25 protein-coding genes are annotated in these 25,184 nt (G+C 56.2%); 3 read left to right on the top strand and 22 right to left on the bottom strand.

What is annotated here, in order from left to right:
- Positions 1 to 29: 29 nt before the first annotated feature.
- Positions 30 to 779, bottom strand: coding sequence for a tRNA 2-thiocytidine biosynthesis TtcA family protein (locus ACUVTU_RS10750; RefSeq protein WP_445889962.1), 750 nt, complete (start codon positions 777 to 779; stop codon positions 30 to 32).
- A 182-nt stretch (positions 780 to 961) separates the two neighbouring features.
- Between ACUVTU_RS10750 and ACUVTU_RS10755 the strand changes: the two genes are divergently transcribed.
- The 3 genes from ACUVTU_RS10755 (at position 962) to ACUVTU_RS10765 (ending at position 4,323) form a co-directional block, all read left to right on the top strand.
- Positions 962 to 1,309: a phage holin family protein gene (locus ACUVTU_RS10755; RefSeq protein WP_445889963.1), complete on the top strand. Its 348-nt coding sequence runs from the start codon at positions 962 to 964 to the stop codon at positions 1,307 to 1,309.
- Between the two features lie 3 nt (positions 1,310 to 1,312).
- Positions 1,313 to 2,680, top strand: coding sequence for a sigma-54 interaction domain-containing protein (locus ACUVTU_RS10760; RefSeq protein WP_445889964.1), 1,368 nt, complete (start codon positions 1,313 to 1,315; stop codon positions 2,678 to 2,680).
- A 278-nt stretch (positions 2,681 to 2,958) separates the two neighbouring features.
- Complete coding sequence (locus tag ACUVTU_RS10765; RefSeq protein WP_445889965.1) at positions 2,959 to 4,323, top strand: acetyl-CoA hydrolase/transferase family protein; 1,365 nt, start codon at positions 2,959 to 2,961, stop codon at positions 4,321 to 4,323.
- 156 nt (positions 4,324 to 4,479) lie between these two features.
- Here ACUVTU_RS10765 and ACUVTU_RS10770 read toward each other — a convergent pair whose 3' ends face one another.
- The 21 genes from ACUVTU_RS10770 to ACUVTU_RS10870 all read right to left on the bottom strand — a co-directional run bounded on the left by ACUVTU_RS10770 (position 4,480) and on the right by ACUVTU_RS10870 (position 25,020).
- Positions 4,480 to 5,958, bottom strand: coding sequence for a sensor histidine kinase (locus ACUVTU_RS10770; protein WP_445889966.1), 1,479 nt, complete (start codon positions 5,956 to 5,958; stop codon positions 4,480 to 4,482).
- A 21-nt stretch (positions 5,959 to 5,979) separates the two neighbouring features.
- Positions 5,980 to 6,657: a response regulator transcription factor gene (locus tag ACUVTU_RS10775; protein ID WP_445889967.1), complete on the bottom strand. Its 678-nt coding sequence runs from the start codon at positions 6,655 to 6,657 to the stop codon at positions 5,980 to 5,982.
- 137 nt (positions 6,658 to 6,794) lie between these two features.
- On the bottom strand, positions 6,795 to 7,958 hold the full coding sequence (locus ACUVTU_RS10780) for a trypsin-like peptidase domain-containing protein (protein ID WP_445889968.1): 1,164 nt from the start codon (positions 7,956 to 7,958) through the stop codon (positions 6,795 to 6,797).
- Positions 7,959 to 8,199: 241 nt separating this feature from the next.
- Entirely contained in the window at positions 8,200 to 9,357 is a 1,158-nt protein-coding gene (locus ACUVTU_RS10785) for a UxaA family hydrolase (RefSeq protein WP_445889969.1), read from the bottom strand.
- 2 nt (positions 9,358 to 9,359) lie between these two features.
- Positions 9,360 to 9,638 carry a UxaA family hydrolase gene (locus ACUVTU_RS10790; RefSeq protein ID WP_445889970.1) on the bottom strand — a complete coding sequence of 93 codons (279 nt, stop codon included), beginning with the start codon at positions 9,636 to 9,638 and terminating at the stop codon, positions 9,360 to 9,362.
- A gap of 197 nt (positions 9,639 to 9,835) precedes the next feature.
- Positions 9,836 to 10,882, bottom strand: a complete 1,047-nt coding sequence (locus tag ACUVTU_RS10795) for an Ldh family oxidoreductase (RefSeq protein ID WP_445889971.1) — start codon at positions 10,880 to 10,882, stop codon at positions 9,836 to 9,838.
- 16 nt (positions 10,883 to 10,898) lie between these two features.
- Positions 10,899 to 11,840 (bottom strand): hydroxyacid dehydrogenase, encoded by a 942-nt coding sequence (locus tag ACUVTU_RS10800; protein ID WP_445889972.1) that lies wholly within the window; start codon positions 11,838 to 11,840, stop codon positions 10,899 to 10,901.
- Positions 11,841 to 11,928: 88 nt separating this feature from the next.
- Positions 11,929 to 12,786, bottom strand: a complete 858-nt coding sequence (locus ACUVTU_RS10805; protein ID WP_445889973.1) for an NAD(P)-dependent oxidoreductase — start codon at positions 12,784 to 12,786, stop codon at positions 11,929 to 11,931.
- Between the two features lie 99 nt (positions 12,787 to 12,885).
- Positions 12,886 to 14,172, bottom strand: a complete 1,287-nt coding sequence (locus ACUVTU_RS10810) for a TRAP transporter large permease (RefSeq protein ID WP_445889974.1) — start codon at positions 14,170 to 14,172, stop codon at positions 12,886 to 12,888.
- A complete protein-coding gene (locus ACUVTU_RS10815) occupies positions 14,172 to 14,681 on the bottom strand; it encodes a TRAP transporter small permease (RefSeq protein WP_445889975.1) in 510 nt (169 codons plus the stop codon). Before ACUVTU_RS10815 ends, ACUVTU_RS10810 begins: the two co-directional genes overlap by 1 nt.
- 110 nt (positions 14,682 to 14,791) lie before the next feature.
- On the bottom strand, positions 14,792 to 15,844 hold the full coding sequence (locus tag ACUVTU_RS10820; RefSeq protein WP_445889976.1) for a TRAP transporter substrate-binding protein: 1,053 nt from the start codon (positions 15,842 to 15,844) through the stop codon (positions 14,792 to 14,794).
- A gap of 44 nt (positions 15,845 to 15,888) precedes the next feature.
- Positions 15,889 to 17,040: an iron-containing alcohol dehydrogenase gene (locus tag ACUVTU_RS10825; protein WP_445889977.1), complete on the bottom strand. Its 1,152-nt coding sequence runs from the start codon at positions 17,038 to 17,040 to the stop codon at positions 15,889 to 15,891.
- Positions 17,041 to 17,226: 186 nt separating this feature from the next.
- Positions 17,227 to 17,628 (bottom strand): DUF3870 domain-containing protein, encoded by a 402-nt coding sequence (locus tag ACUVTU_RS10830; RefSeq protein ID WP_445889978.1) that lies wholly within the window; start codon positions 17,626 to 17,628, stop codon positions 17,227 to 17,229.
- 157 nt (positions 17,629 to 17,785) lie between these two features.
- The gene (locus ACUVTU_RS10835) at positions 17,786 to 18,757 is read right to left on the bottom strand and encodes an ABC transporter ATP-binding protein (protein WP_445889979.1); all 972 of its coding nucleotides are present in this window, start codon (positions 18,755 to 18,757) and stop codon (positions 17,786 to 17,788) included.
- Positions 18,754 to 19,728, bottom strand: a complete 975-nt coding sequence (locus ACUVTU_RS10840; protein WP_445889986.1) for an ABC transporter ATP-binding protein — start codon at positions 19,726 to 19,728, stop codon at positions 18,754 to 18,756. Before ACUVTU_RS10840 ends, ACUVTU_RS10835 begins: the two co-directional genes overlap by 4 nt.
- Before the next feature lie 27 nt (positions 19,729 to 19,755).
- The gene (nikC, locus tag ACUVTU_RS10845) at positions 19,756 to 20,646 is read right to left on the bottom strand and encodes a nickel transporter permease (RefSeq protein WP_445889980.1); all 891 of its coding nucleotides are present in this window, start codon (positions 20,644 to 20,646) and stop codon (positions 19,756 to 19,758) included.
- 50 nt (positions 20,647 to 20,696) lie between these two features.
- Positions 20,697 to 21,701 (bottom strand): ABC transporter permease, encoded by a 1,005-nt coding sequence (locus ACUVTU_RS10850; protein ID WP_445889981.1) that lies wholly within the window; start codon positions 21,699 to 21,701, stop codon positions 20,697 to 20,699.
- Between the two features lie 70 nt (positions 21,702 to 21,771).
- Positions 21,772 to 23,340 carry an ABC transporter substrate-binding protein gene (locus ACUVTU_RS10855; RefSeq protein ID WP_445889982.1) on the bottom strand — a complete coding sequence of 523 codons (1,569 nt, stop codon included), beginning with the start codon at positions 23,338 to 23,340 and terminating at the stop codon, positions 21,772 to 21,774.
- Between the two features lie 69 nt (positions 23,341 to 23,409).
- A complete protein-coding gene (locus ACUVTU_RS10860) occupies positions 23,410 to 23,859 on the bottom strand; it encodes a DUF2512 family protein (protein ID WP_445889983.1) in 450 nt (149 codons plus the stop codon).
- A gap of 34 nt (positions 23,860 to 23,893) precedes the next feature.
- Complete coding sequence (locus ACUVTU_RS10865) at positions 23,894 to 24,571, bottom strand: DUF3786 domain-containing protein (RefSeq protein WP_445889984.1); 678 nt, start codon at positions 24,569 to 24,571, stop codon at positions 23,894 to 23,896.
- Positions 24,572 to 24,588: 17 nt separating this feature from the next.
- Positions 24,589 to 25,020, bottom strand: coding sequence for a hypothetical protein (locus ACUVTU_RS10870; RefSeq protein WP_445889985.1), 432 nt, complete (start codon positions 25,018 to 25,020; stop codon positions 24,589 to 24,591).
- Between the last annotated feature and the right edge of the window lie 164 nt (positions 25,021 to 25,184).

Below are 25,184 nucleotides of genomic sequence, written 5' to 3' on the forward strand. Positions count from 1 at the left end.
TTAACAATAAATTAATTTTAATATATTTATCAGAATTTTAAGTTTGCTCCCTTAATATCTCCCCACAGATTTTGCAGATCGGCACTGTGCAGGGCGCTGATGCACCTTTCGCGCAGTTCGGGATAGTTTTGCCGCAGCATGGTCACCAGTTGTTTCACTTCCTGTCGCTTGGTGTTTTTACTGGCCGGGCAGGGGTTCTCCAGCACCGGCACTCTGGCCAGGGCCGCAATCTCTACCACATACTCCTGGGGCAGATACACCAGGGGCCGGATCATGTACAGATCAGCCCGGTCCAGATAGGTGGTGGGCATAAAGGTGCGCAGCTGGCCGTTATAGAACAGGCTCATGAAAAAGGTATCCACCACATCGTCCAGGTGATGTCCCAGCGCCACTTTATTACAGCCCAGCTCCCGGGCTTTGTTGTTCAGGGCCCCCCGCCGCAAATTGGCGCAAAGGGCACAGGGATGCTTTTCCTGTCTGGTTTCAAAGACAACCTCGCCGATATCGGTCATCTGGTGAATGAAGGGCACCCCCAGACGGTCGCAGAAATCCTGCAGCGGCCCGGTATCCAGTCCAAAGCCCAGGTCCAGGAATATGCCGTAAAGCTGAAAATCCAGCGGTGCCGTGCGCCGCACCTGGTGCAGCAGGTACAGGAGCACGCCGCTGTCTTTGCCTCCCGACAGCCCCACGGCTACCCGGTCCCCGTCCTGCAACATCTGGAAGTTAACCATCGCCCGCTTCACTTTTCCCAACACATGTTTCAAAAAGCTTTTCTTCATCGGTTCTGCCGCCCTTTCCGCATTTTTTACCCCATCTAGCATAAAAAAAAAGCTGCCGGCTGACAACAGGTTGCCCCGTGGCATTTTTTAGATTGTTGTCCTGCCCGCTGCCGCACGGGCAGGACACCCGGCAAAGCCGTCGAATATTATAAAAAATAAAAAGATTGAAGCGGGTGATTTTCGTGAACTGGCTTATGCCCTTTGTATTGAGCGCCCTGGCGCTGCTGCTGACCGGGTATCTGGTGCCCGGCATACACTTTACCGGCATCGGCGCCGCCCTGGTGGCGGCGGTAGTCCTGGCAGTGGTCAACACCCTGCTCCGGCCTCTGCTGCTCGTCCTCACCCTGCCCCTTTCTTTCCTGACTCTGGGTATTTTTGTGCTGGTGATCAACGGTATTTGCTTTGCCCTTACTGCCGCCCTGGTACCAGGCTTTCAGATACACGGCTTTGGCAGCGCTTTCTGGGGAGCGCTCACCAACGGCATCCTCAACTGGCTGATCCAGACCCTATTCTGGAAGCGGGGTGAATAACTGGTGGATTATATTCCCTGTCCGCCGGAAATTGCCGAGATCATTGCCGAAAACGACTACGAGGCGATTATTTTCGTTGACCAAAGCGGCATCATCCGCTGGATCAACAAAGGCTATACCGACTTCATCCAGTTAACCCAGCAGGACTGCATCGGCAGGTTTGTCAAGGACATTTTCCCCCAGAGCAAACTGCTGGAAGTCATGCAGTCCGGCAAGCCCCAGTATGGTGATTTTTGGGAACTGGGCGGCCAGCAGCTCATCGTGCACCGCTGGCCCATTTACCGCAACGGGGAACTGGTAGGCTGCCTGGGCAAGAGCGTCTTCCGCGACCAGCTGGAGCTGGCCAAAAAATTTGTGCACCGCCTGCAGAAACTGGAAAAAGAGCTGCACGGCTACCGGAATGCCCTGGCCCGGGAGAGCCGGGCCAAGTACACCACCGAGCAGATCATCGGCCGGAGCGAAAAAATAGCCCGTCTGCGAGCCAAAATACTGCGCATTGCCCGCACTACCTCCACAGTGCTGATCACCGGCGAGAGCGGCACGGGCAAAGAACTGATTGCCCACGCCATTCACAACGCCTCCGACCGCAGCCACATGCCCTTTGTGCGGGTCAACTGCACCACCATCCCGGAGGAATTGCTGGAATCCGAACTTTTCGGCTACGAGGAAGGCGCCTTCACCGGGGCCCGCAAAGGGGGAAAACTGGGCAAATTCGAACTGGCCCAGGGCGGCACCATTTTTCTGGATGAAATAGGCGACATCAGCCGCACCATGCAGGCCAAACTGTTGCGGGTGCTCCAGGAGAGGGAAATTGAACGGGTGGGCGGTACTCATTCCATCAGCGTCAATGTCCGGGTAATTGCCGCCACCAACCGCAACCTGGAAGAAATGATCCGCCACCAACTTTTCCGGGAAGATCTGTATTACCGGCTGAATGTGGTGCTGCTCCAGCCACCGCCCCTGCGGGAGAGAAAAGAAGACATCCCCCTGCTGGCCGAGCACCTGCTGCGCAAAATCTGCCACCGGCTGGCGACGCCGGAAAAAACCCTGCGCCCCGAAGTAATCGGACTATTTCAAAACTATGACTGGCCCGGCAATGTGCGCGAACTGGAGAACATGCTGGAGCAGGCGGTCAACCTTTCCGACGCTGCTGTACTGACGCCGCTGGACTTTCCGGCTCTCCTGCGCCGCATTTCTTTGCGCAACAGGAAGGAACAAAGACCCCTGGCCGAAGCGCTGGCCACAGCCGAAAAGGACATTCTGGTCAATACCCTGCTGCAAACCGGCAATAACAAAAAAGAGGCCGCCCGCCTGCTGGGCATCCACCGTTCGGTGCTCTACCGCAAACTGGCCCGGTACAACTTACTGTGAGCGGCAAGCATGTTTCCCCTCCCTGCGGGAGACACCCTGTGTCTCGTTAATGCAACACACCCTAACCCAGTGCCGGGGCAGTTTTAACGGATCTGCCGGGCGGCGCGTCCCGCTAACAGGACATGACATAAAAATTATATTAAATACATTTAGCGACATTATTCTGTATCTATTGATATGCCTGAATTTTTTATTTTTAGAATAGTCACTCGCATCAGGCATTGTTTTTGCTGTACCTCCTGTCGGCCAGGTTTTCTGCACCAGAAGGAGGTTTTATTGTGCGCACCTACATGGAAGAATACAAATCCAAATTGCTAACCGCCGACGAAGCGGTCAAGCTAATCAAATCCGATACCTGGATTGATTATGGTACTTTTATGGGCCAGGTGGTCGAGCTGGACAAGGCGCTGGCCAAACGCAAGGATGAACTGCGCAATGTCCGAATCCGTTCGGCGGCCCGGGTGATGGGTCCCCCGGCTGTATGCATGGCCGACCCGACCAAAGAACATTTCATTTATAACAGCGGTCACTTTACCGTGATTGACCGCCGTCTGGGCGACTACGGCCTGGATTACTACATCCCGCTGCTTTTCCGGGATATTGAAAGCTATTACCAGTATGTCGAGCACCCCGATGTAGCTATGATTGCGGTCAGTCCCATGGACAAGCACGGTTTCTTCAACTTTGGCCTGAACAATGTATACAGCTATGCTACCCTGAAAAAAGCCCAAACCGTCATTGTAGAAGTCAACCCCCATATGCCCTACGTCTACGGCGGCCACGGGGAATGCATCCACATATCCGAAGTGAACTATATTGTGGAAGCCAACTGGCCACTTTTGCCCATTCCCGACCTGCCGCCCAGCGATGTGGATAAAAAGATTGCCGAGCTGATCCTGCCCCACATTGAAGACGGCAGCTGTATCCAACTCGGTATCGGAGCCCTGCCCAACTTCCTGGGCAAAATCATTGCCGAATCCGATTTGAAGGATCTGGGCGTGCACAGCGAAATGCTCTGCGACTCCTTCGTGGATATGTACGAGAGTGGACGCATCACCGGGCGCCGGAAAAACATCGACAAGGGCAAAATGGTATTCACCTTTGCCCTGGGCAGCCAGAAGCTGTACGAGTTCATTGACCACAACCCGGTGGTGGCCTCTTACCCGGTAGCCTACACCAATACACCGCACATCATTGCCCAGAACGACAAAGTGGTCTCCATCAACAACGCGCTGGAAGTAGACCTGTTCGGCCAGGTAGCCGCCGAATCTTCCGGCCCGCGCCATATCAGCGGTACCGGCGGCCAGGTAGACTTCATCGAAGGAGCCGCGCTCTCACGGGGTGGTAAAGCCTTCATCGCTCTGCAGTCCACCTATACGGACAAAAACGGTGAACTCAAATCGCGCATCCGCCCCACCCTGGAGCCGGGAACCATCGTCACCACCACGCGCAGCACGGTGATGTACCTGGTCACCGAATACGGTGTAACCTGCCTGCGCGGCATGAGCACCTGGGAGCGGGCCGAGGCCCTGATTAACCTGGCCCACCCCAAATTCCGGGAGGAGCTGATCCGGGAGGCCCAGCGCATGAACGTCTGGACCCCTTCCAACAAACGCCCCACTGTAGCCCAGGCCGCAATCTAACCGGTCAACAACAAAAAAACACCGGAAAGCATCCTCGAGGTGCTTTTCCGGTGTTGATCATTTTGAGGAGGCATGTATTGTGGTAGCTGCAAAACGATCTTACCACAGATGCGGCTGCCCGAACAATACAAAGCCTTTACCAGCAAAGGAAGCCGGCTAGCAATGTGGTAGAAAAAGGTGAAAGGCGCTGCCCTGTCCGGCCACGCTCTGCACAACCAGGCCAGCCCGGTGCATTTCGGCAATCCAGCGGGCTATCGCCAGACCCAGACCGGTACCGCTGATACCACGCACATGCCGGCTGCGGTAAAAGCGCTCAAAAATCTGGGGCAGATCCTCGGCCGGAATACCCATCCCGCTATCCTGCACACTGATGGCCACACAGGTTCCCGCCGGCAGCTGGCCCGCCCGGCAGGATGTCGCCACCGGCCACTCCGCCAGCACCACAGCGGCCTCTGGCACCACCCGGGCCACAAGCCGGACCTGACCACCGGGCGGAGTGTACTTAAAAGCGTTCTCCAGCAGAATCAGCAATAATTGTTTCAGCAGCGCCGGATTACCCTCTACACAGGTTTCCGCCGGCAGGAACTGGATGTCGGCGGCAAAACCCACTTTTTCAGCGATGATCTGGGCACTGCGGGCCACATCGGACAGTAGTTCGGATAACTCCAATGGGGACATCTGCACCTCCTGCCCGGCATCGGCCCGGGCCAGGGTGAGCAGTTCACTGACCATGTCGCTGAGGCGCTGTGCTTCGGCGGCAATATCGGTCAGCGCCTCCCGCATCAGCAGTTTGTCGCATTCCCCCATCTTCAACAGCAGCTCCGCATTGCCCCGGATGGTGGTGAGCGGTGTGCGCAGTTCGTGTGAAGCATCGGCGATAAAACGGCGCTGGGCCTCGTTGGTTTCCTCCAGCCGGCGGTAAGCCTGGGCCATGCGGTTGAACAGATCATTCAGGGTTTCGGTCAGGCGGCCCAGCTCATCCGGCGGCCCCCGGTATTCGATCCGCCTGGCCAGATCACTGCCGCTCTTGATGGCCGCCGCCGCCCGGATGATCCGCTCCACGGGAGCAAAGGCGGCCCGGGCCAGCGTCCAGCCCAGCAAAGCAGCACAGAGCAGCATCACCAGCCCAATCAGGGTAAGCAATATACGCAACCTGAGCAGCACCGCCTGCACCTGGGATAAAGACTGTCCCACTTGTAATATACCGGCCAGCCGGTCCCCGACAAACAACGGCTGATTGTACACCCTGAGCCTCTGGCGCCCCGCCTGCACGGTTTCCAGAAAACATTTGCCTTCCCGGGCCAGGGTGAGCGTCTCTTCGCTCAGCGGAAGCGACTGCATGCCCAGGTTGCTGGAATGAGCCACCAGGCGGCCGTTGTTGTCCACCACCTGCAGATACACCCCGGGGGTGGCAAACACGTCCACGTCGGGCAGAATGATTTTTTGCAAGGAAAACAGCTGGCTGTCTGAAACCCGGATCTGCCTGGTGACCGTATCAGCCCGGCTGTACAGGTTCCGGTCAATCTCGCTGCTCAGGGCCCGGTACATGGTAAAATAGACCACCAGGCCGAATAGGGCCAGCGTTAGCCCCAGCACCAGTGAATACAACAGGGTCAGCCTCAGTCTTACCGACAAATGCAGCAGCCCCTTCGCCAATCAAGTTATTTCCCGCAGCACATAGCCCACTCCGCGCACAGTGTGAATGAGCCTGGGTTCACCCTTTTCCTCCAGCTTCTGGCGCAGCATGCCGATGTACACTTCCAGCACATTGGATTCTCCCGAATAATCGTAACCCCAGATGCGGTCCATAATCATGTCCCGTCCCAGCACCCGGCGGGGATTTTCCATAAACAGCTTGAGCAGATCAAACTCCTTGGCCGTCAGGCCAAATGTTCTCTCGCCGCGCCGGGCCTCCCGGCTGTCCAAATCCAGAATCAAATCGGCGAACTTCAGCCTTCGGCCAGCCTCCTCCAGCTGCTTGCTGCGGCGCAGCATGGCATGCACCCGGGCCAGCAGTTCCTCCAGGGCGAAAGGTTTGACCAGATAGTCGTCGGCGCCCAGGTTAAGGCCCTTGACCCGGTCGGCCACCTCATCCCTGGCCGTGAGCATCAAGATGGGCACAGTGCTGTGCTGGCGCAGCTGACGGCAGACCTCCCAGCCGTCCAGACCGGGTAACATAATATCCAGCACGATCAGATCGGGGGCCTCCTGCAGCGCCATGTCCACCCCTTCCTGACCGGAAGCCGCCGTGATCACCTCGTATCCCTCGAAAGTAAGGGCCCGGCGCAACAAGGCCGTAATTTTGGGATCATCATCAATAACCAGTACGCGCATGCGCTCTCGCCACCTGTTCCGGAAATAAACCTGCCCTCACCCGGCAGGGCCGTGCAGAACGACAACCATTTCTATTTTACAACAAAGCGGCCTTCCCCCAAAGAGCATCTTTGAGAGAAGACCATCCCACAGCAGAGCTATTGATTGCTGCTGTTTTTATCACCAATCACCACCGGCACCAGCAGGTATTTGCCGTTGCGGTAGACCAGAATGTTCACTTTCTGTCCCACCTGCAGCTTTTCCACCTTTGCCGTCAGGGCGCCGGTATCGCTGACCTTTTGTTTATCAATCTCCAGAATTACGTCATACTGTTCCAGCCCGGCCTTGTAGGCGGGGCCCCCGTCCACCAGCGAGGTGATCAACACCCCCTCCGGTTTGCTCAAACCCAAACTGCTGGCAATGTCCTGAGTCACCGACTGGATGTACACGCCCAGCCACGGCCGTAGAAGTTTGCCTTTGGTGATCAAAGTATCCAGAACCGGCTTAACCGTGCTGGTGGGAATGGCAAATCCGATCCCCTGGGCCGCCGCATTGACCGCCGTATTGATGCCAATTACTTCCCCGTTCAGGTTGAGCAGCGGACCGCCGCTGTTGCCCGGGTTGATGGAAGCATCGGTCTGCAGCAGGTTCTTGTAATTCCTGTCCTGCACACTGACCGGCCGGCCCTTGGCGCTGATCACACCCACGGTCACAGTGTGGTCCAGTCCGTGCGGGTTACCAATAGCAATGGCCCACTCGCCCACCCGCACCTTGTCCGAATCGCCCAGCGCCAGGAAGGGCAGGTTGTTGCCGGCATCCACCTTGAGAACGGCCAGATCCAGGTCGTGGTCGGCCCCCACGATCCGCGCTTTATAGGGCTTGTCATGCCCCACAATGGTCACCTGAATCTGATCCGCCCCGCTCACCACATGCTCGTTGGTCAGGATGTAACCGTCCCGGCTGATGATAAAACCCGAACCCATGCCGCGCACCACTTCGGTCCGTCTGTCAAAAGGCAACCGTCCACCGAAAAACTCCCGGAAAAAGGGATCGTTGAAAAACGGGTCGTAGTTCAAGCGGGTCTTTTTCTCGGCCGCGGTTTCAATCAGCACTACGGCCGGACTGGTACGCTGCACAATGTCGGGAATCACATTGTGGCCCACGGGCACCGTAACCGCGGGAGACTGGGCCGGAGTGCTCTCCTGCTGGGCCTGGGACGGTAAAATGGGCACCAGGTAAAAAGCTCCCGCAGTCAGCAACACCCCGATCACAAACGCCGCCAGCACCAATAGACCAATCTTTCGGGAACCCTGTTCATTCACTTCTCCCACACCCCCGGATAAGTCCTGTTTTGTATTTTTTAATTTAGCTAATTTATCTTAAAACAACCTGAAATACGGTTATTTTTTTTCTCATCCCCGGGATGTTCATCTGTGATCAATGTAAAAATAACACAAGCAACACCCGCGCACAAGCAGTGTGCGCCGGCACAGGCCGGCGCACACTGCTTTACAGGGGTATTGTTGAGGGAGCTTGGCTAATTTAATGTGGCGATAAGCCGGTTTAAGCGCTGCGATAGAGCTTGGTAATGACAAACTCACGGTGTCCCAGAGCCTCGGCTGCCGTCAGACGGCCGTTGCAGGTACGCAGCAGCATATCCAGCAGCATCTGGCCGGCCTGATCCAGATTCATTTCCCGCCGCAGCAGGCCGCTGACATCAACATCAATGTGCTCGGCCATGGTGCTAACGGTAAGCGGGTTGGCCGACAGTTTAATCACCGGAATAATGGGGTTGCCGATGATGTTGCCCTGGCCGGTGGGGAAGAAGTGGCAGACCGACCCGGCGGCGGCCCACAGGGTGACAGCTTCCGCTGCCGCCGAGGAAGTATCCATGAACCACAGACCCTTGCCGGCAGGCGCTTCGGCCGGCTTAAGCACCCCGACATATTTGCATTTGCCGATTTTCTGGATATTGCCCAGAGCCTTTTCCTCAATAGTGGTCAGGCCGCCGGCAATGTTGCCCTTGGTGGGCTGGGAACCCGACAGATCCACACCCTGGCTGAGAATAAAGTCGTTGTATTCTTTCCAGGTTTGATAGAAAGCTTCGCCTACTTCGGGAGTAGCTGCCTGGGCCTTGACAATGTGCTCACCGCCGGTGATTTCAGAAGTTTCCCCAAACATGACCGTCGCATCGGCAGCTACCAGTCTTTCTACCGCCTTGCCCACGGTGGGGTTGGCTGCCAGGCCCGAGGTGGTATCGGATTCACCGCACTTTATAGAAACAACCAGTTCGTCAACTGTGCAGTCAACTTTTTGCAGTTCGCTGGCCCACTGGACAAACTCCTTGGCCTTGCGGGAGGCCATTTCAATGGTCTTCAGGTCACCATTTCTTTCAATGGAGAAACCGGCTACCGGCTTGCCTGTTTTAGCAATGCCTTCCACAATAATGTTGGTCCATTCCGGTTCAATACCAATGACCACTACTGCCGCCACATTGGGGTTGGCGCCCATGCCAATCAGTGTGCGGAAGGTCAATTCCAGATCTTCACCGAACTGCAGGCGGCCGTAAGCGTGGGGCAGAGCCAGAGTGCCCTTGATGTTGTTGGCCACCGCTTCACAGGCGGCATTGGAGAGGTCATCCAGAGGTAAAATGACCACGTGGTTGCGAATGCCTACACGGCCGTTTTCTCTTCTATAAGCTTTAAATGTCGGGAAAGTCATTTTTACCACCTCGCAGTTTTTAAGTTGTGAATGTGCACGTGCTCACCGACTTTGATGTCCTGGGTAGTAATCCCGATGGGAACATTGTACTTGATGATTTGCTCGCCCTGTTTCACAGGCACCAGAGCAATTTTATGTCCCAGGGGAATATCGCTGACTGCCTGCACTGTAATAGTGCTGTCATCGGCCATTACCCATCCCTCAACCATTTCGCCGGCCTTGATGTCGGTTACGGCCACGCCGACCGAGTCCTCTTTCTCGTGCACAATGAACCTGGTCATGCCCCAGTTCCTCCTTTGAGTATGAATGGTTATTACTGACTGATTGGTTGCCATATGATAACTTCTATTAGGTATGTGGTAATACCTTTAATAAAATATTACTGCCATCTCGTTTATCTGTCAACAGGTATTGTACTTTTTCTTAAAGTATTTTCTTTCACTGGTTACCCTGATTGGCTGTTTTCTCTCTCTCAACACTATACGTCCAATCTGGCCACACCCAGCTGCTCGGCCAGGCGGTCGAAATCGGCCTGCAGCACGTCGGACACCGGAATGCCCTGCTGCCGGCGCTGGCTGGCTTTGATGGCCCTTCTTTCGCCCGGAATGTATATTCTATCAAACCCGGCCGCCAGAGGTACGGACTTGATCTCATCAATCATCTGCTGCATGCGAGCGGTAAACTGCTCCACAGGCATGAGGCGCGCAATGTCTATGGCCAGAAAACTGTGCCCGATGTTCACCGGCTCCAGGCTATCATCATACATCCAGCCCACCTGGGGTCCGAATGCCGCTCCAGTAATGATACCCGACATTACCTCCACCGCCAGAGCCAGAGCATAGCCCTTGGCGCCGGCCATGGGCAGCACAGCCCCCTCCAGGGCTTTTTTAGCATCGGTGGTCGGATTGCCCTCGCTGTCAATGGCCCATCCTTCCGGTATGGGACGCCCTTCTTTGGCCGCCAGGATAATGTTTCCCCGGGCCACTGTGCTGGACGACATATCCACCACTACCGGCAAATTCTGACCAGGGAAGGCAAAGGCAATGGGGTTGGTACCGAAGTAAGCCTTGCGCCCGCCCCAGGGCGGAATACCGGGGGGAGTGTTGGTAAAGGCCATGCCCACCATGCCCTGTTCGGCCGCCATTTTGCAAAAATATGACGACGCACCATAGTGATTGCTGTGTTTAACCGCCACAAAACCCATGCCGCTTTCCCGGGCCAGATCAATGGCCACCTGCATGGCCCGCACGCCCACCAGCTGACCCAATCCGTTGTTGCCATCCACATTGGCCAGCGCCGGAGCAACCCGCTCCACTTTGATATTTGGCTGCTTGTTAATCCGGCCGTTTAAAAGGCGGGAAACATAGATGGGCAGGCGGCTGATGCCGTGGGTATCCAGGCCCTCCAGACTGGCATCCACCAGCACATCGGCGACAATTTGCGCTTCCGGACGTGGCACGCCGGCAGCCGCAAATATCTCCACACAAAACTGCTGTACTTTTTCCACTGCTACTGTTCTGGACATTTATTCACCCTCCCCTTTACCGTACCAGACAGCAGGAAGGTCTGCCTTGCAAAACTTTAACCACTTCTTCCGCCACCAGCACCGAAGTCTTGACCTGCGCTTCTTCGGTCAAACCGGCAATGTGGGGGGAGAACAACACGTTCTCCAGTTCCAGCAGCGGAGAAGCGGCAGGCGGTTCCTGAGCAAACACGTCCAGCGCGGCACCGGCCAGGCGTTTGTTTTTCAATGCCTCATAAAGGGCATCCTCATCAATTATGCCCCCGCGCGCCGAATTGATAATGTAAGCGGTAGGTTTCATCAGCTGCAGGCGCTCCCTGTTCAACAGATTGCGGGTGGCTGGCGTCAGAGGTACATGCAGGCTTAAGAAATCGGCCTGCTGCAGTACTTCTTCCAGCGCTGCCATTTGCACGCCGGCATCGCTGATGGCCAGTTCGTACGGTGCCAGGTAGGGATCGTAACCAATCACTTTCATTCCCAGCGCCCGAGCCCGGAAAGCCAGCCGGGTGCCGATCTCGCCAATACCCAGCAGCCCCAAAGTTTTGCCGTAAATTTCATCGCCGGTAAAAAGTTTGCGGTTCCAGTTGCCCTGCTTAACATCCAGTGTGGCCAGATGCAACCGGCGGGCAAAAGTAAAGATAGCTGCCAGCACATACTCGGCCACCGAGATGGCATTGGCATTTTTGGCAAAGACCACCGGAATATTCAGTTCCTTTGCCGCCGCCACATCAATGTTGTCCAGCCCCACGCCGAGACGGCCAATTACTTTCAGGTTGGGGCAAGCCTGCATTAATTCCCTGGTTACCCGGGTCTGGTTGCGGACAATCAGCGCAGCGGCCCCGGATATTTTATTGGCCAGTTCCGGGTCCTTCCACAACGCCGGATCGTACACTACCTCTCCCAGTTGGGACAGCACATCCAGCCCCTGGGGCCAGATCAACTCGGTAACTACAACCTGCACTGTATTCCACCTCATCCTGAAGAAGTTTAACTGCGGCGGGTTAATTACCCGCTCCTATGGCTTTATAACATGCCACCCGGTTTTTAATTTAAAACACCTTATACACAGCAGCGCAATCTTCCTGTCCCAGACCCTGTTCCTGCGCTTTTACATAATAATCGCGGGCCAAACGGCAAAAGTCCACACTGGCACCCCAGTTTTCGGCCATGTTTACCCCCAGGCGCACATCCTTCAGGGCCAGATCCACTGCAAAACGCGGCGCAAAGTCATTGTTCAGAATCCAGGGACCGCGCACCTGTAGCTGGAAGGAATTGGCGCCAGTGTCCTTGAGCAGTTCCTGAAGCAGCGCCGGATCAATACCGGCTTTCTCCCCAATCCGCAGACACTCGCCCAGCACGGCCAGGTTGGTCATGCCAATCAGGTTGCTGAGAATTTTAAAGGCAGTGGACTGTTCTACATCTCCCACATAGTAGACCGGGTTACCAATTTTTTGCAGTACGGGCAGCCACTGCTCATAAACCTCTTTTTTGCCCCCGGCAAAGATGGGCTCGCTGGCTTCCTCGGCCTGAGCCGGTCCTTTGCCCAGCGGGCAGGCCAGGAATTTCAGACCGGCCGCATAGGCAGCATCGGCCAGCTGACGGGCGGTCTGGGGATCAATGGTGCTGACATCAATTAATGTAGCCCCTTTTTTCATCACTTTATACAGACCGTTGTCGCCCAGCAACAAATTTAACAGGTCAGCCGGCATGGGCAGGCTGGTAAACAGCGCATCTACATCCTGGGCCGCGTCGGCTGCTGAAGCTGCCGCCCGGCCACCCAGAGCTACGCATTTCTCCACGGCCGCGGCACTCAGGTCATAGACTTTTACATCATAACCGGAGCGAATCAAATTGCGGGCCAGACCGCCGCCCATTTTACCCAGACCAATAAAACCAAAAGTTGCCATTTTAAACACCCTCTCCTTTATTGTTGATTTTCATTTTGCGCTTGGGCACAGGCATTTGTTTATGTCAACCAGATAACCGGTTAACAGCAATGGCTACTCTCAGTGTACCCCCAGCAATTTGGGTAAAAAGAGGGGGATTTGCGGGAAACGAATCACCAGCAGAATACAAATTACTACAGCTATCACATAGGGGAAAGCGGCCCGGGCCATTTTTTCCAGAGAAAGGTTGGTTAGACTCATGGCCACAAACAGGTTTACCCCCAGAGGCGGCGTCAGCATGGCCACCTCATTGGTCATCACCAGAAAGATGCCGAAGTGCACCGGATCAATGCCCAGCTTGGTGATCAGGGGCAGCACCACCGGCGTGATAATCACAATGGTGGCCAGGGTTTCCATAAACATGCCCAGCAGGAACAGGAAGGCGGCAATCAGCAGCATCACCACAAAGGGATCGGTGCTCAGGGCAAGCATGGCTTCGGCCAGCCGCTGCGGCACCTGGTACATGGTCACAAAGCGGCCAAAAAGCACCGACACCCCCACCACAATCAACACTGTGCCGGTAGTCGTATTGGTCATTTTAATGGCTTCCCAGATATCGGGCAATTTGATCTTCTTGTTAATGACCGTCCCCACCAGCAGGGCGTAGAAAACTGCCACCATGGAGGCTTCCACCGGGGTAAAAATACCGGCGTAAATCCCTCCCAGGATGACCACCGGCGCCAGCAAAGCCCAGATATTGCGACCCACAATGCGCAATGCCTCACCCAGAGTGTACTTTTCTTCAATACCCTGATAGCCGCGCCGGCGGGCAAAAATGTAGGCCGTGATCATCAGCGCCACCCCAACCATGGCTCCGGGGATAAATCCGGCCATGAACAGGCTGGCAATGGATACATTGCCCACCACACCGTAAACAATCATGGGATTGCTGGGGGGAATGAGAATACCCAGCGTCCCGCCCGTGGCACAAACACCGGCAGCATAGTCCTTGTCATAGCCCCGGCGAACCATGGAGGGAATCATCAACGCCCCCATGGCTGCCACCGTACTGGGCCCGGAACCAATCATGGCCGCAAAGAACATACATCCAATGATGGTCACAATAGCCAGACCGCCCCGCACCCGGCCTACAAACAAGGTGGCCACTTCCACAATTTGCTGGGACATGCCGCCCTTTTCCATCAGAGCACCGGCCAGAATAAAGGCGGGCACGGCCAGCAGGGGAAACATTTCGGCCAGCTTATAAAGATCCAGAGGGATAATGGATAAAGGGATATTGGTTAAAGTTAATGCCAGGAAGGTGGCCATACCCAGAGAGACAAACACGGGTACACCCAGCAGCAGCATGCCAAATAAAATTAGCCATATCATCCAGTCAACAGACATCAGATCTCACCCCCCTCACTGGCCAGTTTATCCAGCTGGCCGGTTCTAGCCAGCTCAATATAGTGCTGAATCAGCCGGATGGTCTGAAGCAGAAAACCCAGCGGAATGACCAGGAAAATATATTTCAAGTTCCAGCCCAGCACGGCCGAAATCAGCGGTTGTTTGCCCATAGAGGCAAAGAGCTTAAAGCCCTGATAAATGACCACTGCATTGAAAAACACCCAGACCAGGTCAGCTAGCATAATAAAATATTTACGCCAGGCCAGGGGGAAAATCTTGAGCTGAGCCGTCACCCGCACATGCCGCCCCTGTTTGGCTGTGAGAGCAGTAGCCAGGTACACGGCGATCATAAAAGAGAAGCGGGCCAGTTCTTCAGCCGAAGCTATAGCTTTGCCGAAAAAGTAGCGGGCAATCACCTGGCTAAACATGAGCACAATCATGGTTACCAGGCAAAATCCAGCCAGGATTTCCTCCAGGTTATTCAGTAGCCAGAGCAAGCGCTTGCTCATACAGGCACCTTCCCTTCAGCCAGGCACACCACAGGCCGTGGCGTAGCGGGCACGCCAACATTTTAGTACTGGTCGTGCCCGCTTCGGCCTGGCAACAGAACTTGATAGAATTATTTGGGCATTTCCCGACCCAAAATTTGCATGGCTTTGGCCAGAATTTCGGTTCCACCTATCTTGCTGTAGAACTGCGGCCAGGTAGCCATGGCCCGCTTTTGCCATTCATCCTCATCTTTGGGCGCACCCAGATATTGCATACCGTTCTTCTTCAGATTTTCCAGGGCATCGTTTTCCAGTTTCTGGATGAATTCCCGCTCGGCCAGAGCGGTTTCCTTACCGGCCTTGATCAGAGCATCACGCACATCGGCCGGCAAGCTCTGCAGCCATTTTTCCTGTACCACTACAGGCCCAATCCACATTTTGTAGTGGATATCAGTGATGTACTTTTGCTTGGCTTCATAGAACTTCATGGAGTTGTTTACCGTGTGGGGGTTTTCCTGGCCATCCACTACCCCCTGCTGCAGAGCGTTAAAGGTTTCGTCCCAGGCAATGGGTACGGGCTCGCAACCCCAGGCCTTGAATGCGCCAATCATCATCGGGTTCTGGGGCACGCGGATCTTCAGACCCTTCAGGTCATCCAGGGTCTGCACCGGCTTTTTGCTGTTGGTGAGCACACGAAAGCCCTGATCAAACCAGATTAGCGCCCGGGTGCCCGATTCTTCAATCATTTTCTTATTCAGATCATCCCAGATCCCATCAATCACCTTGTAAGCCTCTTCCCGGCTCTTGAACAGGTAGGGCAGATCGTAGACGCCCACTGAAGGAGCAAACACTGCCGCGTTGTTGCCGGCCAGGGAGGTGGCCTGTACTACACCGTTCTGCACATCCTGAAAGCCGCGCTGTTCACTGCCCAGCTGACCGCCGGGGAAAATCTGCACTTCCACCTTGCCTTCGGTGTATTTTTCAGCCAGCTCCTTGAACTTGAGGGCCACCCACTGGTGCGGGTCGGAGGGATCGGTGCCCACGCCGTGGGTGTACTTGATCACTATCTTTTCATTCTTGCCCGCCTCTCCGGTTGCGCCACCTTTACCGGCATCTCCACAGCCGCTGACCAGAAGCATGGCCATAACCAGCACCATCACCAACAACCCGGCGATTTTTTTCATTTTTACAACCTCCTTCTTTCTTTATCATTACAGATCAAAGTGACTTAATCCATGGCCGCCCGGTAAATATGCAATAGATCTTCCGCTTCCAAACTGCGGGGACAGGTATCTTCCATACCGGCAGACATTGCGCTGCGCACCAGGGCAGACAGGGTATCCTCGGCCACGCCGATCTGGCGCAGACTGGACGGCAGGCCAATAATCCTGCCCAGTTCTCGGACGGCCTGCACCGCCTGTCTGGCCCGCGCGTACGCCGATAATCGTTCTGCACACCGCCGGCCCATAGCCCGGGCCACATCCGCCAACCTGTCCAGACATCCGATGAGGTAAAATTCCATCACTGCTGGCAAGAGCAATGCATTGGCCATGCCATGCGGAACCTGATAGTGGCAGGACAGGGCATCAGCCATGGCGTGCACCGGTGTCAGGCGGTTGCCCTGATAGGCCATGGCCGCCATTACACTGGCCTGCTGCATCTCCCGAGCAGCCTGCATGTTCCCTCCCCGGGCTACCAGCGCCGGCAAATAGTGGGCAATCAAGCTGATAGCCTCCAGGGCCAAGGCTCGAGTAATGGCTGCAGCATCTGTGCTGACATAGGCCTCCACAGCATGGGTGAGAGCATCCATACCGGTAGCGGCAGCCACCCGCGGCGGCACTGTGCTTAGCAAAACCGGATCCAGAACAACTATTTCCGGAAAAAGTAGCCGGCTGTAGATCAGCCTCTTGCAGCGTGCCTGCGGATCGGTAAGCACACAGGCCCCGGTTACTTCACTTCCCGAACCCGCCGTGGTAGGTACGGCAATGACCGGTATGGCGGGCTTATTAATTTTGTCCAGTCCCTCATACCGGGCCAGCGGACCAGCATTGGCCGATAAAATGGCCACCGCCTTGGCCGTGTCAATCGAGCTTCCCCCGCCCAGCGCCAACACCGCATCATGGGCACAGTGGACAAACACCCTGTGGGCAGCCTGAACATCCTCTTCTCCGGGGTCGGTCTGCACACCGGTAAACAATGTATGGTCGATGCTCGCCCTGCGCAGGTAACCGGTCAACAGATCGACCAGACCCACATTTTTAATGAACGGGTCGGTGACCACAAAGACACTTCCAATACCCAGAGACTTGAGCTCATCTCCCAGACCGGCCAGTGCATGCTCTCCCATGAGCAATCTGGTCCGCAATTGAAATAAATGCATACCTCCTTCCCAACACCCCCTTTTCTTTTAAATTTTATTTTGCCCCACCCGATTGGGATGGGTGACAAATAAAAAGGCCTGGCCTGCAAAAGCCGCATAAAAAATACGGCTCTTACAAGTCAGGCCCGATCTGCTTTGGATGTACGGCAAAGCGTTGCTAACGGTCTGCCGTACAGGCAAGATCAGCTAACTTCGGGACTGGTAAGTCAGGTTGTAGCCACCAAAGGTTTTTCCCTTTTGATTTTCCGGCTTACCAGGCTCATGGCGTTTCGCTTTTAAATTTTTGTATTTGTTATGAGCATCCTTTAAAGCGGTAATCAGGGTCTTCTGGGGCAGGGCACAATAGTAATCATTGATGTCGTGAATAATCACTTCCAGCTCTTTGATGGCGTTGCGCCCCACCAGCAGGCTGCGCACAAAGTTGCGTCCCAGTTCGGTAACCAGTGTGCAGGAAGCTTCTTCAATTATATCGGTTTCCAGGTTGATCACCAGCTCAACCGCAAACACCTCGTACAAACTGCCTACCGTAGAACGCTCTGGGGAACGGGCATTTCCAGTCACATAAACGCAACCTGTAAATGTGTTCATGTTGCGTCCCCCGTACTTGTACTATAAATTAACAAATTTACAAACACTTTAGTATAAAATAACATGTCCTCTAGCTGACTGTCAATCGCATTTTAATCATTGGCACACTTTGTCATGTATGCCTGAATTCAATACATCCTCAAAATACCAGCCATTTTCAAAGCAGGTGACAGGCTGCAAAGTGTTCCGGACTTACTTCCCGCCAGGCCGGTACTTCCTGACTGCACCGGGCTGTCGCCTCCGGGCAGCGCGTATGGAAAAGGCACCCCGGTGGCGGATTCAGCGGGCTGGGAATGTCACCCGGCAGAATAATGCGCTCTTTTTGGCGCCCCGGGTCGGGAATGGGAATGGCCGAAAGCAGCGCCCGGGTATAGGGATGCAGCGGGCGGCTGTACAGTTCTTCGGCCCCGGCCAGTTCTACCAACCGCCCCAGATACATTACCCCCACCCGGTCGCTCATGTGTTTGACCACATTCAAGCCGTGGGCAATAAAAAGATAAGTCAGCCCCAGCTGCTGCTGCAGATCTTTGAGTAGGTTGATGATCTGCGACTGGATGGATACGTCCAGGGCGGAAACCGGTTCGTCGCAGACCACCAGGGCGGGGCTTAAAGCCAGCGCCCGGGCAATCCCGATGCGCTGCCGCTGACCGCCGCTGAACTCATGGGGGTAGCGCAGAGCATGGTAGCTGCCCAGACCCACCAAATGCAACAGCTCATCCACCCGCCGGTTGATCTCGGCCGGACTGCCCAGGCCAAAGATGCGCATGGGTTCGGCAATGATTTCGCCTGCCGTCATCCGCGGGTTTAAAGAAGAATAGGGATCCTGAAAAACTATCTGCATATGCCGGCGCAGAGCCCGCAATTTGCTCCCGCGAACAGCGGTAACATCCTGTCCCTGAAAGAAAATCCGGCCGCCGCTGGGTTCCAGCAGGCGCAGAATCAACCGGCCGGTGGTGGACTTGCCGCAACCGCTTTCGCCCACCAGCCCCAGGGTCTCGCCCCGCCGGATGGCCAGGTTGACGCCGTCCACCGCCCGAACCACACCGCGCCGCCTGCTCCAGGCGGACTGCACCTCGAAATGCTTGCGCAAATCCTGGACTTCCACCAGGATTTCTCCGGCAGACTTCATTTCGATCCCTCCTCCCCGCCGATCAACCAGCAGCTCACCAGGCGTCCCGCAATGGGCTCCACCAGGGGCGGCACGGACCGGTGGCAAACCGGTTTGCTCTGTGAACAGCGCGGCGCAAAAGCACACCCGGGCGGCAGGTGCAGCAAGTTGGGCACGACACCTTCTATCGCTGTCAGGCGCTCCTGCCGGCCATACAGGCGGGGGATAGAGGCCAGCAGTCCCTGTGTATATGGATGGAGGGGTTCGGCAAACAGCTCCTCCACACTGGCCTGCTCCACCACCCGCCCGGCGTACATCACCACGGCCCGCCGGGCGGTTTCGGCCACCACGGCCAGATCGTGGGTGATCAAAATTACCGCCATGTGCAGTTTTTGCTGCAGTTCCTGGATCAGGTCCAGAATCTGGGCCTGAATGGTCACATCCAGCGCCGTGGTGGGCTCATCGGCAATCAACAGCTGCGGGTGACAGCACAGGGCCATGGCAATCATCACCCGCTGGCGCATCCCCCCGCTCATCTGGTGCGGAAAGTCGCGCACCCGTTTTTCCGGATCGGGAATCCCCGTCAGGCGGAGCATGTCCACTGCCTTCTCCAGTGCTTCCTTCTTGCCCAGGCCGCGGTGGATCACCAGGGACTCGGCAATCTGTTCCCCCACCCGGAAGACCGGGTTGAGCGAGGTCATGGGTTCCTGAAAAATCATGGATATTTTATTACCCCGCAGGTCACGCATTTCTTTTTCCGGCAGCTGCAGCAAATCGCGCCCCTCGAAGATGATCTCGCCACCGGTAATGCGGCCGGGCGGACTGGGCACCAGACGCATGATGGAGAGGGCGGTAATGCTCTTGCCGCTACCCGATTCCCCCACCACGGCCAGGGTTTCGCCGGGGAAGACGGAAAAGCTGACACCATTTACCGCCGGTACCACTCCGGCATCCAGAAAAAACCGGGTCTCCAGATTGTTAATTTTCAACAGCGGCTTCCTGATCAGCTCGTCCACCCCCTATTGCCGCAGGCGCGGGTCCAGCGCATCCCGCAAGCCGTCGCCCAGCAGATTGAATGCCAGTACCGTCAGTGTAATGGCCAGACCGGGGAAATACACCAGATGCGGCGCATTGAACAGATAGGCCCGTCCGGCCCCCAGCATGGTGCCCCATTCCGCATAGGGCGGCTGTACACCCAGCCCCAGAAAGCCCAGAGCCGCCGTATCCAGAATGGCAGTAGAGATGCCCAGAGTGGCCCGGACAATCAGCGGCGAAAGCACATTGGGCATAATGTGGCGGAAAATGATGCGCAGATCCGAACCGCCTATGGCCCGCGCCGCCTGGATATAATCGTTTTCCTTCACGGAAAGCACGGCGCCCCGCACAATGCGGGCATATTCGGGCACCGAAACAATACCGATGGCAATGATGGCGTTCTCAATTCCCCGCCCCAGCACGGCCATAAAAGCTATGGCCAGCAGCAAGGAGGGAAAGGCCAGCATAATGTCCATAAACCGCATGATCAAATTGTCCAGCCAGCGGCCGTAATAGGCCGCCACCGCCCCCAGAAAGCTGCCGGTTAGCAGCGCGATGCTCACGGCGATCAGACCCACGCGCAGCGAAATCCTCGCCCCGTAAATAATGCGGCTCAAAATATCGCGCCCCAGCTCATCGGTGCCCAGCCAGTGGGATGCGGACGGCCCTTTTAAAGCCAGACTCATTTCCCCCAGGTAGGGGTCGCAGGGCGCCACCCAGGGAGCCAGCAGGGCCACAGCCACCAGCACCAGTAGAAAGATCAAACTGGCCAGAGCGGTTTTATTTTTACGCAGCCGGCGCCAGAATTCCTTCCAGAACGAATACTGCTGGCCGGCCGCAGCATTTTCCCAACCCGGTTCTGCTGCTATGACCATAAAACTCTAACCCTTTCGTAATGCTCTTTATTTCGGTTTGCTCAGCAATCTCAGGAATAACGAATCCGCGGATCCAGAAAGGCGTACAGAAGATCCACCAGCAGGTTGACCACGACAAAAATAGTAGCAATCAGAATCACACACCCCTGCACCAGCGGGTAGTCCGCAGCCAAAATGGCATTCACCAGCAGACCACCGATGCCCGGCCAGGAAAAGACGGTTTCAGTGAGTACGGCACCGCCCAGCAGCGAACCCATTTGCAACCCCACCACGGTCACCACCGGAATAAGGGCATTGCGCAAAGCGTGCCGGTAAATCACCAGGCTCTCCACCAGACCCTTGGCCCGGGCGGTGCGCACGTAATCCTGGCGGATGACCTCCAGCATGGTGGAGCGGGTCATGCGGGCAATGATGGCCATGGAATAGGAAGCCAGGGCCAGTGCGGGGAGCATCAGGTGCTTGAAGGCACTGACAAAGGCCGCCCAGTTGCCGGTGAGCAGGGAATCCAGCAAATAGAGTCCGGTGATGCGGGCCGGTTCCATCCCAATATCAATGCGGCCAGCCACCGGCAGCCAGCCCAGCTGCACGGCGAAAAGCAGGATCAACATCAGGCCCAGCCAGAAAATGGGCATGGATACCCCCGCCAGCGCCCCCACCATGCTCAGGTAGTCAAAAATGGAGTACTGCTTCACGGCCGCAAGCACACCCACGAAGACACCCACAATGGTGGCAATAAGCATGGCCATAAAGGCCAGCTCAATGGTAGCCGGAAAGCGGGCCATGATCTCATCGGTCACCGGTGCCCGGGTCATCAGGGAGCGCCCCAGATCGCCGTGCAGCACCTGCCAGAGAAAACGACCAAATTGCACATACAGGGGATCATTCAAACCCAGTTCTTCCCGCAGCGCCTCGATCTGCTGGGTGGTGGCGTGCTGCCCCAGCATCAGGGCAGCCGGGTCGGTGGTAAACACATGCAGGACAACAAAAACAAAGATGCTCACCCCCAGCAGCACCGGAAAAAGCAACAGCAGGCGTCTAGCAATATAACTGGCCATAAGTGTTCTTCACTCCACATTTAATTTGCAACCCCGGGTGGCTGAACCACCCGGGGCTTGGGGGAACATGCTAGTTTTTGCTCACACCGCGCAGGAAGACCACGCCCGTGGGATGCAGGTTGAAATTGACCACATTGGGCCGGTAGGCCGCCATGTCCAGGCTGTGGCTGACATAAACCCAGGGGGCTTCTTCCAGGACAATCTTCTGTAAATCGTGATAAATCTGGGCCCGTTTGGCCGGATCCATGGTTTTGCGCCCTTCGGCCAGCAGTTTGTCCACCTGCGGATTGCTGTACTTGGCGGCATTCAGGCTGCCGGCGATTTCTTTGCTGTCAAAGAGGGACAGGAAATTGTCCGGGTCGCCGTTGTCACCAATCCAGCCATACAGGAACATATGGCCTTCCTGGGCCTTGAAGAGCACATCTTTGTATTCTTTCCAGGGATAGGTCTTGATGTCGCAGTTGATGCCCACCTTCAGCAGATCCTGCTGAATGGCGGCGGCCAGCTTCTCCCCGCCCACCGGGTTGTAGGGACGCGGGTTGGAGTAGGCCAGAATGGTGATTTTCTCGCCTTTGTAGCCGGCTTCTTTCAGCAAAGCCTTGGCTTTCTCCGGATCATAGCCAATGGGCTTGAGGTCGGACGCATAGCCGGGCATAAACTTGGGCAGCGGGCCGTTGGCCAGATCGGCCAGTCCCTGGTACAGGTAGTCCACCAGGTTCTGGCGGTTGATGGCATAGCTGACAGCCTGGCGCATCTTGACGTTGTTGAAGGGCGGCTTGTGGCACAGGAAGCCCACATAGTTGATGTTCATGCCGGGGTTCTTGATCAGCTTGAGGCCGCTTTGCTCCAGCATTTTGACATCGTTGGGGTCCACGCCATCCATCATGTCCACTTCACCGGTTTTGAGCTGGGAAGCCCGCACCGAGTTCTCCTTGGTGAACTTGAAGAAGACTTTGGCTGCCGCCGGCTTGTCGCCCCAGTAATTGTCATTGCGGGCCAGCTCAATCTGCTGCCCCTTGTCCCATTTGACAAACTTGAAGGGACCGGTGCCCACGGGATGCTCGATAAAGTCCTTGCCGTATTTCTGCACCGCCGCCGGGCTGACAATGGGCGCGGCCAGAGCCATAGCCATGTTGGCCAGGAAGGGAGCGTAAGGTTCATTCAGGATAAACTTGACCGTATACTGGTCCACCACTTCAACTTTTTGGACCGGTCCGAAAGTGAAGGATGCATAGGGCATATCATCGGTGCGGTTGGGGGGCAGCTGGCGTTCCACGCTGAACTTGACTGCTTCGGCGTTGAAATCGGTACCATCGTGGAATTTCACACCCTGGCGCAGCTTGAAGGTCCACTCCTTGCCATCGGGCGAGGAAGTCCACTCGGTAGCCAGACAGGGTTCCACTTCGGTGCTGTCAGGCTTGTAACGCACCAGACCCTCAAACACGTTCACAATAACCTTGGCCGATTCACCATCATCCACGAAAGCCGGATCCAATCCCCGGGGATCCGAACCCTGGGCATACACCAGCGTAATGTCTTTCGCCGGTGCTGCATTTTGAGCCTGCTGACCGCCGCACCCGGCCAGAGCCAGGGTCAGGGCCAGCAACAGCAATGCGGGCCAGAACCACTTCTTCAACATGCCTACCTCCTCGTTTATTTGGTTAATAAGTTGTTTATCTATGTAAACCCCGCAGGGGATTGACCGGATTTAAGCCCGGCGTCCGGCAGCTACCACTCCCCGGCGTACCAGATAACCGTGAAAATACATTTCGCCCAGCACAGTGAGTAAACCCACCACCAGCCAGCCAGCCGGGCTGACCGCTGCCGCCGCCCACACCAGGGGCATTTCCAGCACCACCAGCAGTGTAATGGCCACGTCGGCCAGCAGGGCTACCAGGTGGCCGAAACGGGGAAAGACCACCAGATCAGCGCTCAGATAAGCCGCTGCAGTCGCTAAAGCCGCCGCCACCACCGCCTGCCCGCTGCTCAATCCAGAAAAGAAAGGCAGGGAAAGACCCAGCGCCGGAGCGAAAAACAAAAATTTGGTCAACAGCGCCCCACCGTGCAATCGCCACCCCGCAGTCCGCCGCACCGGCGACATTTTCCGAACAACCTGCTCCGCCCGGGACCGTTTTCCTCCCCTGGACACAACTGTCATCTCCTTTCCCCTGCCAGCATCCCACCGTAAACAGCTAGCGGCCGGTTCCGGATGGCCCGGCCTCCGCCTTGCCGCCCAGCCAGTCCACCACACAGCCGGCGTTTTCTGCACCCAGATAAGCAATTAGTTTGTGCGCCAGTTCCACACCCAGCACCCACAGAGCAGCGGTGGTCAAATGTGCCGGCGCCACCGCATCGTACAGAATATTGCTGCGGGCGGGGAATTCATCGTCACCATCCCAGAATACCACCGCCAGGGGGATTTTGGGCAAGGCCGCAAAGGAAAAAGCCCGGTCGCCCATGGAAATGGGCCGGCCCCCCAGAGCGTGCGCCGCGGCATCCAGTTGCTCGAGCCGGCCGGCAAAAGCCCTGGCCAGAGGCTGCATGGCGTCAATCTTCAGCGGTTCATAGTGGTGAATTCCATCGGGCAGTTCCAGAAAGGAAAGCCACCGCCCCCGCGGCGGCAGGCCGCTGGATTGCACCAGATACTGCAAAATCAGCGTCCGGTCGTTGTAGGGTACTTCCCGCTGCGGCGCTGCGGCCAGTGCCACCTGCCCCCCGGAGGACACAGTATACACAGAACCCAAATAAGCGATTTGCAGACAGTCCTGTTCCGCTATGTACAACGCCCCGCTGCGCCGGGCCATCTCTTCCCGATCCAGGCCCAGGAATTGTTCCCGCGCCTCGGTGAAAGCAGTGAGTGGACTGCACATATTCATCCCACCTTCGGTTACCTGGCCAGCCAGATCAGCACCAGACCGGCTATAGTCACGAACACGATCAGTACCAGGGACAGACCGCCAAAATTATTCAGAGCGGTCAGGCGAACTCCGCTGTCCTCGGCTTTTTGCCGGAGCTCCCGGTAAACTTTCAGGCGTCCCAGCACATCCATAGCCAAACAATCGGCCAGATCGGGATCACCCCGGCGGGCCAGCATACTGTCCACCAGTATGCGGGAAAATTCCTGGCGCTCCGCAGCGGACATACTTTGATATACCTGCTGCAGGTAGGCCCGGAATTGCTTCTCCCGTGGTTTCATCCCGGAAAAATACATTTTTCTTTCCTGCCGGTCCAGTTGTTTAATGTTTTTCAGCAGAACACTTCGTTCGCCGTCCGACAGGTCGAAAGCCGCCTCCAGCAGTTGCACAATCCTTTCCGCCACATTGCTCCGCTCCCGGATAGCTGATGTTCAGCAATATTTATTTTATTTTCGCCATTCTGAAACAAATCCCTCTCCCAACAGCAAGCAACCGTTAAATATTATAGCAGGAATACCTGGATCCGTGATACCATCTCACCAATAACCATTTTCAGGCATAATCTGGG

Source organism: Desulfurispora sp. (assembly GCF_052744395.1).

What these genes read in the sequence shown, in the direction of transcription:
- ACUVTU_RS10820 (WP_445889976.1), bottom strand. Translation starts at nt 15,844, where the DNA reads ATGAAAAAAATCGCCGGGTTGTTGGTGATGGTGCTGGTTATGGCCATG.
- ACUVTU_RS10775 (WP_445889967.1), bottom strand. Translation starts at nt 6,657, where the DNA reads ATGCGCGTACTGGTTATTGATGATGATCCCAAAATTACGGCCTTGTTG.
- ACUVTU_RS10855 (WP_445889982.1), bottom strand. Translation starts at nt 23,340, where the DNA reads ATGTTGAAGAAGTGGTTCTGGCCCGCATTGCTGTTGCTGGCCCTGACC.
- ACUVTU_RS10825 (WP_445889977.1), bottom strand. Translation starts at nt 17,040, where the DNA reads ATGCATTTATTTCAATTGCGGACCAGATTGCTCATGGGAGAGCATGCA.
- ACUVTU_RS10815 (WP_445889975.1), bottom strand. Translation starts at nt 14,681, where the DNA reads ATGAGCAAGCGCTTGCTCTGGCTACTGAATAACCTGGAGGAAATCCTG.
- nikC (WP_445889980.1), bottom strand. Translation starts at nt 20,646, where the DNA reads ATGGTCATAGCAGCAGAACCGGGTTGGGAAAATGCTGCGGCCGGCCAG.
- ACUVTU_RS10850 (WP_445889981.1), bottom strand. Translation starts at nt 21,701, where the DNA reads ATGGCCAGTTATATTGCTAGACGCCTGCTGTTGCTTTTTCCGGTGCTG.
- ACUVTU_RS10830 (WP_445889978.1), bottom strand. Translation starts at nt 17,628, where the DNA reads ATGAACACATTTACAGGTTGCGTTTATGTGACTGGAAATGCCCGTTCC.
- ACUVTU_RS10860 (WP_445889983.1), bottom strand. Translation starts at nt 23,859, where the DNA reads ATGACAGTTGTGTCCAGGGGAGGAAAACGGTCCCGGGCGGAGCAGGTT.
- ACUVTU_RS10785 (WP_445889969.1), bottom strand. Translation starts at nt 9,357, where the DNA reads ATGACTTTCCCGACATTTAAAGCTTATAGAAGAGAAAACGGCCGTGTA.
- ACUVTU_RS10835 (WP_445889979.1), bottom strand. Translation starts at nt 18,757, where the DNA reads ATGAAGTCTGCCGGAGAAATCCTGGTGGAAGTCCAGGATTTGCGCAAG.
- ACUVTU_RS10750 (WP_445889962.1), bottom strand. Translation starts at nt 779, where the DNA reads ATGAAGAAAAGCTTTTTGAAACATGTGTTGGGAAAAGTGAAGCGGGCG.
- ACUVTU_RS10865 (WP_445889984.1), bottom strand. Translation starts at nt 24,571, where the DNA reads ATGTGCAGTCCACTCACTGCTTTCACCGAGGCGCGGGAACAATTCCTG.
- ACUVTU_RS10795 (WP_445889971.1), bottom strand. Translation starts at nt 10,882, where the DNA reads ATGTCCAGAACAGTAGCAGTGGAAAAAGTACAGCAGTTTTGTGTGGAG.
- ACUVTU_RS10805 (WP_445889973.1), bottom strand. Translation starts at nt 12,786, where the DNA reads ATGGCAACTTTTGGTTTTATTGGTCTGGGTAAAATGGGCGGCGGTCTG.
- ACUVTU_RS10810 (WP_445889974.1), bottom strand. Translation starts at nt 14,172, where the DNA reads ATGTCTGTTGACTGGATGATATGGCTAATTTTATTTGGCATGCTGCTG.
- ACUVTU_RS10790 (WP_445889970.1), bottom strand. Translation starts at nt 9,638, where the DNA reads ATGACCAGGTTCATTGTGCACGAGAAAGAGGACTCGGTCGGCGTGGCC.